Source organism: Rhizobium sp. 10N427 (genome assembly GCF_056394605.1).
Genome location: NZ_JBFTID010000004.1, coordinates 16,208 through 30,547 on the forward strand (window position 1 = coordinate 16,208; position 14,340 = coordinate 30,547).

13 protein-coding genes, 1 tRNA gene and 1 riboswitch are annotated in these 14,340 nt (G+C 60.4%); of the genes, 3 read left to right on the top strand and 11 right to left on the bottom strand.

Annotation, left to right across the window (positions count from 1 at the left end):
• Positions 1-228: 228 nt before the first annotated feature.
• From AC1DIJ_RS09820 to AC1DIJ_RS09830, 3 genes are all read right to left on the bottom strand, one after another.
• Positions 229-1,425: an integrase arm-type DNA-binding domain-containing protein gene (locus tag AC1DIJ_RS09820; protein WP_112385361.1), complete on the bottom strand. Its 1,197-nt coding sequence runs from the start codon at positions 1,423-1,425 to the stop codon at positions 229-231.
• A 187-nt stretch (positions 1,426-1,612) separates the two neighbouring features.
• Positions 1,613-1,686: transfer RNA gene (locus tag AC1DIJ_RS09825), tRNA-Gly, on the bottom strand.
• A 43-nt stretch (positions 1,687-1,729) separates the two neighbouring features.
• Positions 1,730-2,824 (bottom strand): 2'-deoxycytidine 5'-triphosphate deaminase, encoded by a 1,095-nt coding sequence (locus AC1DIJ_RS09830; RefSeq protein WP_162705919.1) that lies wholly within the window; start codon positions 2,822-2,824, stop codon positions 1,730-1,732.
• Positions 2,825-2,897: 73 nt separating this feature from the next.
• Positions 2,898-2,976: riboswitch (SAM riboswitch) on the top strand.
• A 41-nt stretch (positions 2,977-3,017) separates the two neighbouring features.
• Between AC1DIJ_RS09830 and AC1DIJ_RS09835 the strand changes: the two genes are divergently transcribed.
• Positions 3,018-4,202, top strand: a complete 1,185-nt coding sequence (locus AC1DIJ_RS09835) for an O-succinylhomoserine sulfhydrylase (protein ID WP_477831390.1) — start codon at positions 3,018-3,020, stop codon at positions 4,200-4,202.
• Between the two features lie 212 nt (positions 4,203-4,414).
• Positions 4,415-4,807, top strand: coding sequence for a Co2+/Mg2+ efflux protein ApaG (gene apaG, locus AC1DIJ_RS09840; protein ID WP_112385358.1), 393 nt, complete (start codon positions 4,415-4,417; stop codon positions 4,805-4,807).
• A 3-nt stretch (positions 4,808-4,810) separates the two neighbouring features.
• Here the strand turns inward: apaG and AC1DIJ_RS09845 are convergent, their stop codons facing one another.
• The 3 genes from AC1DIJ_RS09845 to AC1DIJ_RS09855 all read right to left on the bottom strand — a co-directional run bounded on the left by AC1DIJ_RS09845 (position 4,811) and on the right by AC1DIJ_RS09855 (position 8,054).
• Entirely contained in the window at positions 4,811-5,803 is a 993-nt protein-coding gene (locus AC1DIJ_RS09845; protein WP_112385357.1) for an Hsp33 family molecular chaperone, read from the bottom strand.
• Positions 5,804-5,897: 94 nt separating this feature from the next.
• Positions 5,898-6,815 carry an ornithine carbamoyltransferase gene (gene argF, locus AC1DIJ_RS09850; RefSeq protein ID WP_112385356.1) on the bottom strand — a complete coding sequence of 306 codons (918 nt, stop codon included), beginning with the start codon at positions 6,813-6,815 and terminating at the stop codon, positions 5,898-5,900.
• Positions 6,816-6,854: 39 nt separating this feature from the next.
• Positions 6,855-8,054 carry an aspartate aminotransferase family protein gene (locus AC1DIJ_RS09855; RefSeq protein ID WP_112385355.1) on the bottom strand — a complete coding sequence of 400 codons (1,200 nt, stop codon included), beginning with the start codon at positions 8,052-8,054 and terminating at the stop codon, positions 6,855-6,857.
• A 425-nt stretch (positions 8,055-8,479) separates the two neighbouring features.
• Here AC1DIJ_RS09855 and AC1DIJ_RS09860 point away from each other — a divergent pair, with 425 nt between their 5' ends.
• Positions 8,480-9,016 carry a GcrA family cell cycle regulator gene (locus tag AC1DIJ_RS09860; RefSeq protein WP_112385354.1) on the top strand — a complete coding sequence of 179 codons (537 nt, stop codon included), beginning with the start codon at positions 8,480-8,482 and terminating at the stop codon, positions 9,014-9,016.
• Between the two features lie 67 nt (positions 9,017-9,083).
• On the opposite strand, the gene phoB is transcribed toward AC1DIJ_RS09860, so the two are convergent.
• The 5 genes from phoB to pstC are packed head-to-tail and all read right to left on the bottom strand — an operon-like array spanning position 9,084 to position 14,191.
• Positions 9,084-9,767 (bottom strand): phosphate regulon transcriptional regulator PhoB, encoded by a 684-nt coding sequence (gene phoB, locus AC1DIJ_RS09865; protein ID WP_112385353.1) that lies wholly within the window; start codon positions 9,765-9,767, stop codon positions 9,084-9,086.
• Positions 9,768-9,799: 32 nt separating this feature from the next.
• The gene (gene phoU, locus AC1DIJ_RS09870; protein ID WP_112385352.1) at positions 9,800-10,513 is read right to left on the bottom strand and encodes a phosphate signaling complex protein PhoU; all 714 of its coding nucleotides are present in this window, start codon (positions 10,511-10,513) and stop codon (positions 9,800-9,802) included.
• Positions 10,514-10,559: 46 nt separating this feature from the next.
• Positions 10,560-11,375, bottom strand: coding sequence for a phosphate ABC transporter ATP-binding protein PstB (gene pstB, locus AC1DIJ_RS09875; protein WP_112385351.1), 816 nt, complete (start codon positions 11,373-11,375; stop codon positions 10,560-10,562).
• A 15-nt stretch (positions 11,376-11,390) separates the two neighbouring features.
• Entirely contained in the window at positions 11,391-12,713 is a 1,323-nt protein-coding gene (gene pstA, locus AC1DIJ_RS09880) for a phosphate ABC transporter permease PstA (RefSeq protein ID WP_112385350.1), read from the bottom strand.
• Positions 12,710-14,191, bottom strand: a complete 1,482-nt coding sequence (gene pstC / locus AC1DIJ_RS09885; protein ID WP_112385349.1) for a phosphate ABC transporter permease subunit PstC — start codon at positions 14,189-14,191, stop codon at positions 12,710-12,712. Before pstC ends, pstA begins: the two co-directional genes overlap by 4 nt.
• Positions 14,192-14,340 lie beyond the last annotated feature (149 nt).

Here is a 14,340-nt window from a genome sequence, read left to right on the forward strand (position 1 = left end):
GCGAGGGCAACGAGCAACCAGAGTTCGTCCGTCGATTACGCCGATCTGATCTCCTGTAAGCGACGCTGAGCCATCAGCTCGCGCAACCTTATTTACCGTCGTCCCGGCTGAAGAGATTCAGATCACAATTTCCGCGGTTCATGGGTTCAATCTTGAGGCCGCCGTCAATTTCTTGCTGCTGCTGATCGGATCCGGTTGCGCAGATGCAACGAGGGGCCTTTCGATCTATCAAGACTGTTTTCGCGTTCGTTCGTCGTCAAGCATATCTGCCCACCATTGCATCATCCGCACACGCTCATCCCAATAGGTGGCGCGGTTGTATATCCTGCGCACTCGCGAGCCATCGACATGTGCGAGCTGCGCCTCGATAGCATCGACGTTGAACATCCCAGACTCGTTTAGCACGCTGCTAGCTGATGAACGGAAGCCGTGCGCCGTATGCTCACTGTCTCCTACCCCCATACGACGCAACGCCGAATTCATCGAGTTTTCTGACAAGAGCTTTTTTCCCGAAATCATCGATGGAAACACATGCTGACCGTCACCGAATACGGCCTTCATGTGCTTGATTATCTCGATCGCTTGCCGTGAAAGCGGCACATGATGCTCTCTGCGCATTTTTGCTTTTGCTGCCGGTATGGTCCAAAGCGAGTTATCTAGATCGAGCTCTGACCAATCCATCGACCGAGTCTCGCCCGGGCGTGCGAAACAGAGGGCCTGAATTTTGAGGGCAGCTACAAGAGAGGGCCAACCTTGATAGCCGTGGATCGCCCTCATAAGTCCACCGAGTTCCTTACGAGTCGTTAGCGCTGGGTGGCTGACTGGTACGTGTCGTTGCAAAGCGCCCCGCAGCGCCGAGGTGGGATCATTTTCAGCTCTCGCGGTCGCTATTGCGAACCGGAAGACGCGCCCTATCGCTGATCGCGTAGCAAGCGCACTTTCGACCCGGCCGCTTTTTTCAATGACGCTCAGGACATCTAGCACATCCTTCGCCGAAATCTGAGTTATCGGGTAAGGCGACAGCTTTTTTGCGAGCTCCTTCAGCATCCATGTGTTTTTGTCGATGGTTGGTTCAGCCCGCTTATCCCGTCGCAGCTTCTCGATGAATTCGTCTGCAATCAAGCCAAATGTATTACCTGCCGCCGCCTTGACAGCCAGCTGCTCTCGCTTCTTTGCCAACGAAGGATCTAAGCCCTCCGACAGTTTTCTCTTTGCTTCATCTCGCCGAACACGAGCGTCAGCCAATCCGACAGCCGGATAGGTGCCGAGTGTCAGCGTTCGGCGCTTTCCAAAATAAGCATAGTCCAGTCTCCACGACTTGCCGCCGGCCGCCGAAACATAAAGATAAAGGCCCTTCCCGTCAGGCAGCTTGTAGGGCTTGTCGGACTTTTTGGCATTTCGAATCTGAACGTCAGTCAGCGCCATTTACGGTATCGACCTCGAAGCTAACAGCTCTATACCGTGTTTTTGTACCGAAAAATTTAGTGGATGTCACTGCACCCCGTTGCACGTCGCTACACGCGCGCGAGGCGCAGAACTCAATTATCTCACTGATTTTTATAAGCTTATTGAATGAGGATGGACGTTGCTGGATAAATTGCTCTCAGGTGAATGGAGCGGGTGAAGGGAATCGAACCCTCGTATTCAGCTTGGGAAGCTGCTGCTCTACCATTGAGCTACACCCGCGTGGCCGAAGCCTTCCAACAGATGGGAGGCGGTGTCAAGGCTGTCAGATGCGGAAGTGTTTCGAGAGCTTCAGGCCCTGGGCCTGGTAGTTGGAGCCGAGGCCGGAGCCGTAGAGGCTTTCGGGTTTTTCCAGCATGTGCTCGTAGATGAGGCGGCCAACGATCTGGCCGTCTTCGAGGATGAAGGGGACCTCGTGGCTGCGCACTTCGAGAACGGCGCGGCTGCCGCGACCGCCGGCGGGAGCGTGGCCGAAACCCGGATCGAAGAAGCCGGCGTAGTGGACGCGGAATTCGCCAACCAAGGGGTCGAAGGGCGTCATCTCGGCGGCGTAATGCGGGGGCACGTGCACGGCTTCGCGGGAGACGAGGATGTAGAACTCGTCCGGGTCGAGGATCAGCTCGTTGCGGCCGCGGCTATAGAGCGGCTCCCAGAAATCGAAAATGTCGTGCTGGGCCTTCTTGTCGACATCGACGACGGCGGTGTGGTGCTTGCCGCGATAGCCGATCAGGCCTTCCTTGTCGCCTGCGAGATCGATCGATAGCGCGATACCGCCGCCTGACACGTTCGGCTTGGCGCTGGCAACCAGCGTCTCGCTGTCATGCAGCGCCTGAAGGTCCGGTTCGCCGAGAATGGAATGGCCGACGCGGAAACGGATCTGCGACAGGCGCGAGCCGCGGCGCACGACGATCGGAAAGGTGCGCGGCGAGATTTCGAGATAGAGCGGGCCGGAATAGCCGGCCGGGATCTTGTCGAATTCCTGCGCGTAGTCAGTGATGACGCGGGTGAAGATATCGAGGCGGCCGGTGGAGCTCTTCGGATTGGCGGAGGCCGACATGCCGGCCGGCAGATCCACACGCTCCATCAAGGGAACGATATAGACGCAGCCGGTTTCGAGAACAGCCCCTTCGGAGAGGTCGATGACATGCAGGCTCAGGCGATCGAGCTTGTCCGCGACCAGATGCGAAGGGCCAGGCATGAAGCTGGCGCGCACCCGGAACGCCTTGGCGCCGAGCCGCAGGTCGAGGCTTGCCGGCTGGATCTGGTCACGGTCGAGTTCCCGTTCGGAGATCAGTCGGCCGGTCTCAAACAACGCGGCAATGGCACGGTCGGCCAAAATTCCAGTTTCGCGAGCCATCATGCTCCATCCATAGTTCGTGGCCGACAAAACCAAATACGGGGAATTGACGCAAGCAGCTAACGGCAGTATTGCAGCTTTATCCCGTGGTGATTTGGCCGGTCGGCTTGCAGCCACGTTAAATAAGTGGCTAAAAAGACCGGGTATGAAACCGGTCTGCTTTTGCGGCCGGTTTTTTTGTTTTTGAGGTGATGGCATGAGCAAGTCCTGGCGCCCTGCAACCCAACTCGTTCACGGAGGCACTCTGCGCTCGCAATATGGCGAGATGTCGGAAGCAATCTACTTGACGCAAGGCTTCGTCTACGACACGTCGGAGGCGGCCGAGGCCCGCTTCAAGGGCGAGACCGAAGGCTTCATCTACGCCCGCTACGGCAGCCCCACCAACGACATGTTCGAGAAGCGCATGTGCGCGCTCGAAGGCGCGGAAGATGCGCGCGCCACGGCCTCCGGCATGGCCGCCGTCACAGCTGCAATCCTCTGCCAGCTGAAGGCTGGCGATCATATCGTTGCCGCCCGCGCCCTCTTCGGCTCTTGCCGCTGGGTGGTCGAGACGCTGGCGCCGAAATACGGCATCGACTGCACGCTCGTTGATGGCCGCCATCTGGAAAACTGGGAAAAGGCGATCACGCCGAAGACCAAGGTTTTCTTCCTGGAAAGCCCGACCAACCCGACGCTCGAAATCGTCGATATCGCCGGCGTTGCGAAGCTTGCGAACCAGGTCGGCGCCAAGGTCGTGGTCGACAACGTTTTTGCGACGCCGCTCTTCCAGAAGCCGCTCGAACTCGGCGCTCATATCGTCATCTATTCGGCGACCAAGCATATCGATGGCCAGGGCCGCTGCCTCGGCGGCGTCGTGCTGTCCGACAAGGCGTGGATCGACGAGCACCTGCACGACTACTTCCGCCATACCGGCCCGGCCATGTCGCCGTTCAACGCATGGACGCTCCTGAAGGGCATCGAGACGCTGCCGCTGCGTGTGGCCCAGCAGACCAGGAATGCCGCAAAGATTGCCGATTTCCTGGCTGAGCAGAAGCAGGTTGCACGCCTCATTTATCCCGGCCGCAAGGACCATCCGCAGGCCGATATCATCGCCAAGCAGATGACCGGCGGCTCGACGCTGGTGTGCTTCGAGCTGAAGGGCGGCAAGGACGCGGCCTTCAAGCTGCAGAACGCGCTCGACGTGGTGACGATCTCGAACAATCTCGGCGATACGCGCAGCCTGATCACCCATCCGGCAACGACGACGCACAAGAATCTCTCGGATGAGGCCCGTGCCGAACTCGGCATTTCGGCCGGCACCGTGCGTCTTTCGGCGGGCATCGAAGATACCGACGATCTGCTTGAAGATTTCGCCCAGGCTCTGTCGAAGATCCCGGCTTAAGCAACAGGCCGCCGGACTTGCCGGTCCGGCGGCCCGCCTCACCTAAAGCTTCAGTCAGCTCTGCTTTATTAGAGTCATTAACTTTGAATGTTAGGATTAACAATCAAAACGGCGTGCAATCGCCTGTATTTGGCTGATGATACGGTGGCATTTCTTGACGGAGCCAATGCCGTATAAGATACGAGTAAGATATCCCGACTAAGGTGTAAGGCATGTACCGGGCCCTCACACGCGATATAGAAGTTGTTGTCGAGCCGTTTTATCTGGAGGAGCAATCCGATCCGGACGACGATCGCTATGTCTGGGGATACCGCATCGTCATCAGCAACAATTCCGGCCTGTCAGTCAAACTCGTCAACCGTTACTGGAACATAACGGACCAGAACGGCGTGGTCGACGAGGTGACGGGACCCGGAGTCGTCGGCGAGCAGCCACGGCTGGAGCCCGGCGATACCTATGAATATTCGTCCGGTTGCCCGCTCGATACGCCATCGGGGCTGATGTTCGGCCATTACCAGATGGAAACGGACGAAGGCGAGCTCTTCGATGTCGAGATACCCGCCTTCTCCCTGGATTCACCCGGCCTTCTCAGAGTGCTGAACTGACCGTCATTCGGCCGGCTGCAGCTCTGCCGGCTCGAAACGATAGGTGGTCGAGCAGAATTCACAGGTGACGGCGATCTCGCCGTTCTCCTGGCTGGCCTCGATCTCCTCCGCCGAAAAGCCCTTTAGAACGCCGCCGATTTTTTCACGTGAACAGCTGCAGCGGTCGTAGACCTGTTTGGCCTCGAAAACGCGAACACCGCGCTCATGGAACAGGCGATAGAGAAGCCGCTCGGTTCCGACCAGCGGATCCGTCAGCTCGTCGGCGTCGATGGTCTCGACCATGGCGCGGGCTTCTGCCCAGGCGTCATCTTCCTTCAGACCTTTCGAAATTTCATCGCCGTCTCCGCCATGCAGATCCGGCTGGCGCATGCGCTCGGGCGCTTCCGGCAGGAACTGGGCGACAAGCCCCCCTGCCCGCCAGCGATGCCGCGGCTTGCCGCTGCTGTCGCGGTCGAGAAGTTCGGCAGCCGCCAGACGGACGCGCGTCGGGATCTGTTCGGATTGGCGGAAATAGACGCCGGCAATATCCTCGAGCGAGGTACCGTCGAGTTCGACGATGCCCTGATAGGGCTGGCTGAACTTGCCCTGATCGATGGTGAACGCCAGCACGCCCTTGCCGAGCAGCTGCTCGGGTTCGGTCTGGCCGTCGGCGATCGCCTGATCGAGCAGCGCATGATCGAAACGCGCATAGGCGCGCACGTTCTCCGGTGTCGCAAAATCGGCAACAAGCAGGTCGACAGGGCCATCGCCCTTGGTCTGTACCGTGAACTTGCCTTCGAATTTCAGCGACGTGCCGAGCAGAACCGTCAGGACCACGACTTCGGCCAGAAGCCGGGCGACGGGTGCGGGATAGTGGTGGCGCTCAAGGATGGCGTCGAGCATCGGGCCGAGCTGGACGGCGCGGCCACGCACATCCAGGCCTTCAACCTGAAATGGGACGACGTGATCATCGCCGGCGAAATGAAGCTCGTTGAGAGCGGCGGCTGTGTCTGCCATGGTCTTACTCCTAGTCGTCAGAGCGGCAGACCAAGCTGTCTTCCCGCTCGCGCGGCCACCAAGCCATCAGGCCGGATGTGGCGTCCAATATGGTTCAGATCGCGCCCAGGCACCATGCAAGAATCGATTTCTGCGCATGAAGACGGTTTTCCGCTTCATCGAAGACCACGGATTGCGGGCCATCGATCACATCGTCCGTCACTTCCTCACCACGATGAGCCGGCAGGCAATGCATGAACAATGCATCCTTGCCTGCTTTCGCCATCAAAGCCTGATTGACCTGATAGGGCTGGAAGACGTTGTGACCGCGAGCCCGATGTTCCTGATTCATGGAGACCCAGGTATCGGTTACCACGCAATCGGCGCCTTCGACCGCACGGTCGGCATCATGGCTGAGCATGATTTCGGCGCCCTCATTGCGGGCCCAGTTCAGATAGTGATCCTTCGGCTCGGAACCAAGGGGGACAGCCATGTTCATGCGGTAGCCGAAACGGGCAGCTCCTTCGACCAGCGAATGCAGCACGTTGTTGCCGTCGCCGGTCCAGGCGATCGTCTTGCCCTTGACCGGGCCGCGATGCTCTTCGAAGGTCATGATGTCGGCCATGATCTGGCAGGGATGCGTATCATCCGTCAGCGCATTGATCACCGGTACCGTTGCGTGTTCGGCAAGCTCCAGCATGCGGTGATGCTCGGTGGTGCGGATCATGATCGCGTCGACATAGCGCGACAGAACCTTGGCCGTGTCGCCGATCGTCTCGGCGCGGCCGAGCTGCATCTCGGTGCCCGAGAGGAACAGCGTCTCGCCACCCAGCTGGCGCATGCCGACATCGAAGGAGACGCGCGTCCGTGTGGAAGGCTTTTCGAAGATCATCGCCAGCATCTTGCCGGCCAGCGGCTTGTCGCCCTTGCCTGCTTTGAACGCCTGCTTGCGCAGCATCGCGTCGTCCATGATGACGCGCAGATCGGCAGAGCTCATCGCCGAAAGATCGAGGAAGTGTTTGGGGGAAGCCATGTCGTCCTTACCTGTTTGCCCCGGAAGGCATCTATCCGTTCAAGCCGTCTTCTTGGCCTTCGATGCGCGAATGCTTTCGGCAGCCTGCTCAATGCGGGCAAGACCCTCGCGGGCCTCCTCGGCAGTGACGACCAAAGGCGGCAGCAGGCGCACGACATTGTCACCGGCGGGCACGCCAAGCAGGTGGGCGCCGCGGATGGCAGCCAGGAGTTCAGTCGAGGGAACGGCGGCCTTGATACCGAGCAGCAAGCCCTCGCCGCGGATATCCTCGATCACATCGGGATAGCGGTCCTTGAGCGATGCGAGGCCCTGGCGGAAGACCAGAGCCACATCACGGACATGTTGCAAGAAGCCTTCGGCAAGGACGATGTCGAGCACGGCGCCGCCGACGGCCATGGCCAGCGGATTGCCGCCATAGGTCGAGCCGTGGGTGCCGGCCTTCATGCCGGACGCAGCTTCCGCCGTTGCCAGGCAGGCGCCGAGCGGGAAGCCGCCACCGATGCCCTTGGCGACAGCCATGATGTCAGGGGTCACGCCGGACCACTCATAGGCAAAGAACTTGCCGGTACGGCCGACGCCCGTCTGGACCTCGTCGAGAATGAGCAGCAGGCCCTTCTCGTCGCAGAGCGCGCGCAGCGCCTTCATGAACTCTGTGGTCACCGGGCGAATGCCACCCTCGCCCTGAACCGGCTCGATCAGAATACCTGCGGTCGCATCGGTGATTGCGGCGCGCACAGCGTCGATATCGCCAAAGGGCACCTGGTCGAAGCCAGGGGCCTTGGGGCCGAAACCTTCGAGATACTTCTCTTGCCCGCCGGCAGCGATCGTCGCCAGCGTACGGCCGTGGAAGGCGCCTTCGAAGGTGATGATATGGAAACGCTCGGGATGGCCCTTCGAATACTGATAGCGGCGTGCGGTCTTGATCGCGCATTCCAGGGCTTCCGCGCCGGAATTGGTGAAGAACACCTTGTCGGCGAAAGTCGCCTCCGTCAGCCGCCTGGCGAGCTTTTCCTGCCCGGGGATTTCATAGATGTTGGACAGGTGCCAGACCTTGTCGGCCTGCGCCTTCAGGGTATCCACGACATGCGGATTGCTGTGGCCGACCGAGGTCACGGCAACGCCGGCACCGAAATCCAGATATCGTTCGCCGCTTTCGGTAATCAGCCACACGCCCTCACCTCGCTCGAACCGCAATGGGGCACGAGAATAGGTATCATATAGCGGCGCGGCTTCAGCCATGGCGCGGTCTCCTGTCAGCGTTACGGGCAACCGGACTCCGGCTAAAAACCAGGTCCGAAAAATTAAAAATGCCGCCTTTCGGCGGCGACTGGCACTATTTACTTTTCGCACTGCAATGTCAACAAAACTGCGGCTTTCGTGGCTTCTGAGAGACGCTCAAGCAATGTCGCGTTTTATCAACAGCTAATGTTGCAGAAATGACTCTCAGGGGAAGCAAGTTGGGGAAAACCCCGAATTCGATTCATCCGGATTCCTGCGACTCTTGTCACGGAGTCAGCCTCACACTAGGTTAAAACTCAATTACTAGACTGCATGCGGCGGAACTAGTCACCAAAATTAGTCAAGCGTTTCTTGTGCCGGATTCGTCCGGGGCAAACAGTGAGGGATTCTGCCTTCGCAACGCTTAAACGGCGGAGACACAGGGCATGAACTGGACAGACGAGCGGGTCGAGAAACTCAAGAAACTGTGGTCCGAAGGGCTGAGCGCGAGCCAGATCGCTGCCCAGCTTGGCGGCGTCAGCCGTAACGCCGTTATCGGCAAGGTTCACCGTCTGGCGCTGCCGGGCCGTGCGAAGGCCGGCGGCAACGCCACGGCTGCGCGCGCTCCCAAGCGTACGGCGGCAGCACCCCGCGCCCCAACCTACGCATCGCGTCTGGCGACGACCCGTACGGTCACCCGCCAGCAGGGCGCGACGATGCTGAAGGAAGAGATCGAGATCGACGTCATGGAGGAGATGGAATACCGTCCCGCCAAGAACGTGATCGTCCCGATTTCCCGCCGTCTCGGCCTGACGGAGCTCACCGAGCGCACCTGCAAGTGGCCGGTCGGCGATCCCTTGAAGGACGATTTCCACTTCTGCGGCTGCGAAAGCCCGGATTCTTCGCCTTACTGCACCTACCACCAGCGCCTGGCCTACCAGCCGGTCAACGAGCGCCGCAGGGCAGCAGCCCGGGCAAACTGAGCCGGGTAAGCACAAACGAAAAACGGGCCTCGCGGCCCGTTTTTTTGTGGTCTCAATTCCGAAAGCTTCAAGCTTCCATCGAATATCCAGCGCCGCGAACGGTGCGGATGACATCCTGCATGTTGGAGAAGTTCAGCGCCTTGCGCAGACGGCCGACATGGACATCGACGGTGCGCTCGTCGACATAGATGTCGTGACCCCAGACGCCGTCCAGAAGCTGCGAGCGCGAGAAGACGCGGCCGGGAGAGGCCATCAGGAATTCCAGCAGGCGAAATTCGGTCGGTCCGAGACGGACTTCGCGGGTCTTGCGATGAACGCGGTGCGTCTCGCGGTCGAGTTCGATATCGCCGCATTTCAGCACGGTCGACAAAACCTCGGGCTTGGCGCGGCGCAGCATCGCCTTGACGCGTGCGACGAGCTCGGGCGTCGAGAACGGCTTGACGACATAGTCGTCGGCACCGGTCGAGAGGCCACGAACGCGTTCGCTTTCCTCGCCGCGCGCCGTCAGCATGATGATCGGCAGGCGCTCGGTCTCCGGGCGCATGCGCAGCCGGCGGCAAAGCTCGATGCCTGATACGCCAGGCAGCATCCAATCAAGGATAAGAAGGTCCGGCGTCCGCTCCTGAAGGCGGATTTCCGCCTCATCGCCGCGCAGGATGGTGTCGACCTCGAAACCTTCGGCTTCGAGATTGTAACGAAGAAGCACGCTCAGTGCTTCTTCGTCTTCAACGACTGCAACTCTCGGGATCATTCTGTTCTGTCTCCTGAGGCCCGGTCCGGATATTATTCCGTGACCGCGCCGACGGTGTTGGCGGTGTCGTCCTTCGGACGCTCGCCCTCCGGCTGGGCGCCGGTCGCCATGTAGTAGATGGTTTCTGCGATGTTGGTGGCGTGGTCGCCGATGCGCTCGATGTTCTTGGCACAGAACAGAAGGTGTGTGCAGCTGGTGATGTTGCGCGGATCTTCCATCATGTAGGTCAGAAGCTCGCGGAACAGCGAGGTGTACATCGCGTCGATTTCCTCGTCGCGCTCGCGGATCGACTTCGCCTTATCGGCAGCGCGCGTCGTGTAGACGTCGAGCACTTCCTTGAGCTGGACGAGCGCCAGTTCGGAGAGATGCTCCAGGCCGCGGCCAAGCTTGCGCGGAACGCCGGTGCTCTGCACGGCGATGACGCGCTTGGCGGTGTTCTTGCCGAGATCGCCGACGCGCTCGAGGTCGGCAGCGATGCGGATCGAACCCATGATCTCGCGCAGGTCCGACGCCATTGGCTGGCGGCGGGCGATGGTGACGATCGCCTTGTCGTTGATCTCGCGCTCGGCGTGATCGAGGATCACGTCGTCGGAGATGACCTTCTGCGCCAGTGCGCCATCGCCGTTGACCAGCGCGCGCACAGCGTCGGAGACCATCTGTTCCGCCAGACCGCCCATTTCGGAGATGCGGCGGGTCAGGAACTTCAGATCTTCGTCATATGCAGAAAAGATATGTGTCGATGCCATGGGAAATGTCCTTGAGTGTCTCTATCGGAAGTCGTGACGCCAAAGATCAGCCGAAGCGGCCCATGATGTAGTCCTGGGTGCGCGGATCGTCCGGATTGGTGAACATCTTGTCGGTGTCGTTCTCCTCGACGAGGTTGCCGAGGTGGAACATGGCGGTGCGCTGCGAGACGCGGGCCGCCTGCTGCATGGAGTGCGTCACGATGACGATCGTGTAGCTTTCGCGCAGCTCGTGGATCAGCTCCTCGACCTTTGCGGTGGCGATCGGGTCGAGCGCCGAGCAGGGTTCGTCCATGAGGATGACTTCAGGGCTGACGGCGACGGCGCGGGCGATGCAGAGGCGCTGCTGCTGGCCGCCGGACAGGCCGGTGCCGGATTCATGCACGCGGTCCTTGACCTCGTTCCAGAGGCCGGCGCGCTGCAGGCTGGTCTCGACGATCTGGTCCATGTCGGCCTTCGACTTGGCGAGACCGTGAATGCGCGGGCCGTAGGCGACGTTTTCATAGATCGTCTTCGGGAACGGGTTCGGCTTCTGGAACACCATGCCGACGCGGGCGCGAAGTTCGACGACGTCGATATCCGGATCGTAGATATCATCGCCATCGAGCGTGATCTTGCCGGTGACGCGGCAATTGTCGATCGTATCGTTCATGCGGTTCAGGCTGCGCAGGAAAGTGGACTTGCCGCAGCCGGACGGGCCGATGAGCGCAGTCACGGTGTTTTCGCGGATGTTCAGCTTGACGTCGAAGAGAGCGCGCTTTTCGCCGTAATAGACGGAAACGTCCTGGCCGATCATCTTGTAAGGGATGCTGTTCATCTTCTGGTCCAGAGCCTTCTCAACTGCTGCTTCTGTCAACATGTTCATGGGTTTCTACTCCGTTTACCAGCGGCGCTCAAAGCGACGGCGCAAGAGGATGGCTCCGATGTTCATGACAATCAGGAACAGGAGCAGGACGATGATGGCACCCGAGGTACGCTCCACGAAGGCGCGTTCGGCTTCGTTGGCCCACATATAGACCTGGACCGGAAGTGCCGTGGACGGATCGAGCGGCGTGGTCGGCGCATTGGCAACGAAGGCGACCATGCCGATCAGCAGAAGCGGCGCGGTTTCGCCGAGCGCATGCGCAAGGCCGATGATGGTACCGGTCAGGATGCCCGGCATGGCAAGCGGCAGAACGTGGTGGAACACCATCTGCATCTTCGATGCGCCGAGACCGAGAGCGGCCGAGCGGATCGACGGCGGTACGGCACGCAACGCAGCACGCGTGGCGATAATGATGGTCGGCAGGGTCATCAGCGTCAGCACCAGGCCACCGACCAGCGACGCGGAACGCGGCAGACCCATGAAGTTGATGAAGACGGAGAGGCCGAGCAGACCGTAAACGATCGACGGAACGGCAGCGAGGTTGTTGATGTTGACCTCGATCAGATCGGTCAGCTTGTTCTTCGGCGCAAACTCCTCGAGATAGATCGAGGCGGCGACACCGATCGGCAGAGCAAGAACCAGAACGATCAGCATCAGGTAGAGCGAGCCGATGAGCGCAACGCCCAGACCTGCTGCTTCCGGACGGCTGGAATTGCCATTGACGAAGAGGCCTGTGTTGAACTGCTTGAAGAGAGCACCGCTTGCCTTCAGCTCGTTCATCCAGCCGACCTGCTTGTCGTTCACCTTGCGGTTCTTCTCATCGACAGAGAGATCGATCTGGCCCTTGCTGGCGCTATCGATATTGGCGTCGGCAAGCACCGTGACATTGACCGTCTTGCCGATGATCGACGGGTCGGAGACGACCATATCGCGCAGCTGGATAGGAGCGCCCTTGGAGAGCATGGCCGAAGCATCGCGGACGTCAGGACGGCTCGAGGCGTTGACATTCAGCTGCTTGACGATGGCGTCACGCAGCAGAGCGCCGTAGTTGGCGGAGACGAGGACCGACGGATCGGTCGCACGCTTGTTGCTCGGGTCGATCGTCTTTTCGGTGAATTCCACCGGAAGCGTGATCGCCGTCTGCTGGAAGGCGGTATAGCCCTGGCGGATGACCGTCGAGAGCAGGATCGCCAGGAAGATCAGGCCAAAAGATATGGCAGCGATGCCATAGGCCTGGAAGCGGCGTTCTGCGGCATAGCGGCGCTTGATGCCGATGTCGCGGCGTGCCGGAGCCTTGGAGACAGTGATGCCTGCAACGGGAGAAACAATATTCGTCATTCGTACTGCTCCCGGTATTTGCGCACGATGTAGAGCGCGTAGATATTGAGGCAAAGCGTGATGAAGAAGAGCGTAATGCCGAGCGCGAAGGCGACTAGCGTCTGCGGCGAGGTGAACTCGAGGTCACCCGTCAGCTGATTGACGATCTTGACCGTCACCGTCGTCATCGGCTCGAAGGGATTGATCTGGATACGGGCGGCAACACCGGCCGCAAGCACGACGATCATCGTTTCGCCGATGGCGCGCGATGCGGTCATCAGCAGCGCACCGACGATACCCGGAAGAGCGGCGGGAAGCACGACCTTCTTGATGGTTTCGGAGCGCGTTGCGCCGAGGCCAAGCGAACCGTCACGCAGCGCACGCGGCACGGCGGTGATGATATCGTCGGACAGCGAGGACACGTAGGGGATCAGCATGATGCCCATGACGATACCGGCGGTCAGAACGCTCTGCGCCTGGATGAAGTTCGTGTAGTCGCCGGTCAGGAGACCGCTGACCTGCGACGACAGATCGCGCAGGAACGGGCCGACGGTGACGAGCGCGAAGAAGCCGTAGACGATGGTCGGGATACCGGCCAGAACTTCGAGCAGCGGCTTGGCAAGCGAACGAATTTTCGGCGAAGCGTATTCGGCCATGTAGATGGCAGCGAAGAGGCCGACCGGTACGGCGACCAGCATGGCGACGGCGCCGATATAGAGCGTGCCGAGCAACAGCGGGATCAGGCCGAACTGACCGAAGGACGAGCTGCCGGCACCCGCGAAGCGCGGATCCCAGACGGTGCCGAAGAAGAAGTCTGCGGCGGGAACGCTGGCGAAGAAGCGAATGGCTTCCGACAGCATCGACAGAACGATGCCGATGGTCGTCAGAATGGCGATCGACGAAGACAGCAACAGACCCCAGAGCATGACGCGCTCGACGCGGTTGCGGGCCCTGAAGCGTGGCTTGACGCCGCGCAGGGCGTAAAGCGCGCCGCCGACAGCAAGTACGAGGACGATCGCGCTCATGATCAGACGGCTGGAAGCGCTTTCGGCATTCAGCAGCTTGGCGGCATCGAGCATGTAGGGCTGCGGCTCACCGGCGAGCGGGACGCCCTTCTCGTTGAGCTTTGCCTGAACTGCCTTGGTGTCGGAACCGACTGCCGTGACTTCTTCGGATGTGAGCAGGTTCAGGCCGCGGCCGACGGTCGCGACCATGCTGTAGCTCAGATCCTGCTCGGCAGTGGTCTTCGCCTTCACATCGTCGGGAAAGGATTTGCGGACGGTGGATTCGATGATGCCTGGGCTGGCGGCGAGCCAGACACAGAGAACGATCAGGGCCGGAAGGATGGCCCAAATGGCGGCATAAGCGCCGTAATAACCCGGCCGCGAATGCAGCACGGAAGACTTGCCCCCGGCAAGTGCCGTGGCCCGGCTGCGGGCGGCCACATAGGCCAGCGCGCCAAGCACCACGAGACACAAGAGTATAATGGATGTGCTCATTCTTTACGTCCCCAGGCGCTCGGCCCCAAAAGCACAGGCTGCGATATCGCCGCCGACTTCCCAATCATGGAGAAACTCGAAACCTTGCGCCTGACCGGGCAAGGGTACCTCAGTCGAAAACCGGCGCGGCACCCCCCAAGGCACCGCGC

Bases quoted from the DNA above. Each gene is read 5' to 3' on its own strand.
- AC1DIJ_RS09820 (WP_112385361.1), bottom strand. From the start codon at position 1,425: ATGGCGCTGACTGACGTTCAGATTCGAAATGCCAAAAAGTCCGACAAG.
- AC1DIJ_RS09830 (WP_162705919.1), bottom strand. From the start codon at position 2,824: ATGATGGCTCGCGAAACTGGAATTTTGGCCGACCGTGCCATTGCCGCG.
- AC1DIJ_RS09835 (WP_477831390.1), top strand. From the start codon at position 3,018: ATGAGCAAGTCCTGGCGCCCTGCAACCCAACTCGTTCACGGAGGCACT.
- apaG (WP_112385358.1), top strand. From the start codon at position 4,415: ATGTACCGGGCCCTCACACGCGATATAGAAGTTGTTGTCGAGCCGTTT.
- AC1DIJ_RS09845 (WP_112385357.1), bottom strand. From the start codon at position 5,803: ATGGCAGACACAGCCGCCGCTCTCAACGAGCTTCATTTCGCCGGCGAT.
- argF (WP_112385356.1), bottom strand. From the start codon at position 6,815: ATGGCTTCCCCCAAACACTTCCTCGATCTTTCGGCGATGAGCTCTGCC.
- AC1DIJ_RS09855 (WP_112385355.1), bottom strand. From the start codon at position 8,054: ATGGCTGAAGCCGCGCCGCTATATGATACCTATTCTCGTGCCCCATTG.
- AC1DIJ_RS09860 (WP_112385354.1), top strand. From the start codon at position 8,480: ATGAACTGGACAGACGAGCGGGTCGAGAAACTCAAGAAACTGTGGTCC.
- phoB (WP_112385353.1), bottom strand. From the start codon at position 9,767: ATGATCCCGAGAGTTGCAGTCGTTGAAGACGAAGAAGCACTGAGCGTG.
- phoU (WP_112385352.1), bottom strand. From the start codon at position 10,513: ATGGCATCGACACATATCTTTTCTGCATATGACGAAGATCTGAAGTTC.
- pstB (WP_112385351.1), bottom strand. From the start codon at position 11,375: ATGAACATGTTGACAGAAGCAGCAGTTGAGAAGGCTCTGGACCAGAAG.
- pstA (WP_112385350.1), bottom strand. From the start codon at position 12,713: ATGACGAATATTGTTTCTCCCGTTGCAGGCATCACTGTCTCCAAGGCT.
- pstC (WP_112385349.1), bottom strand. From the start codon at position 14,191: ATGAGCACATCCATTATACTCTTGTGTCTCGTGGTGCTTGGCGCGCTG.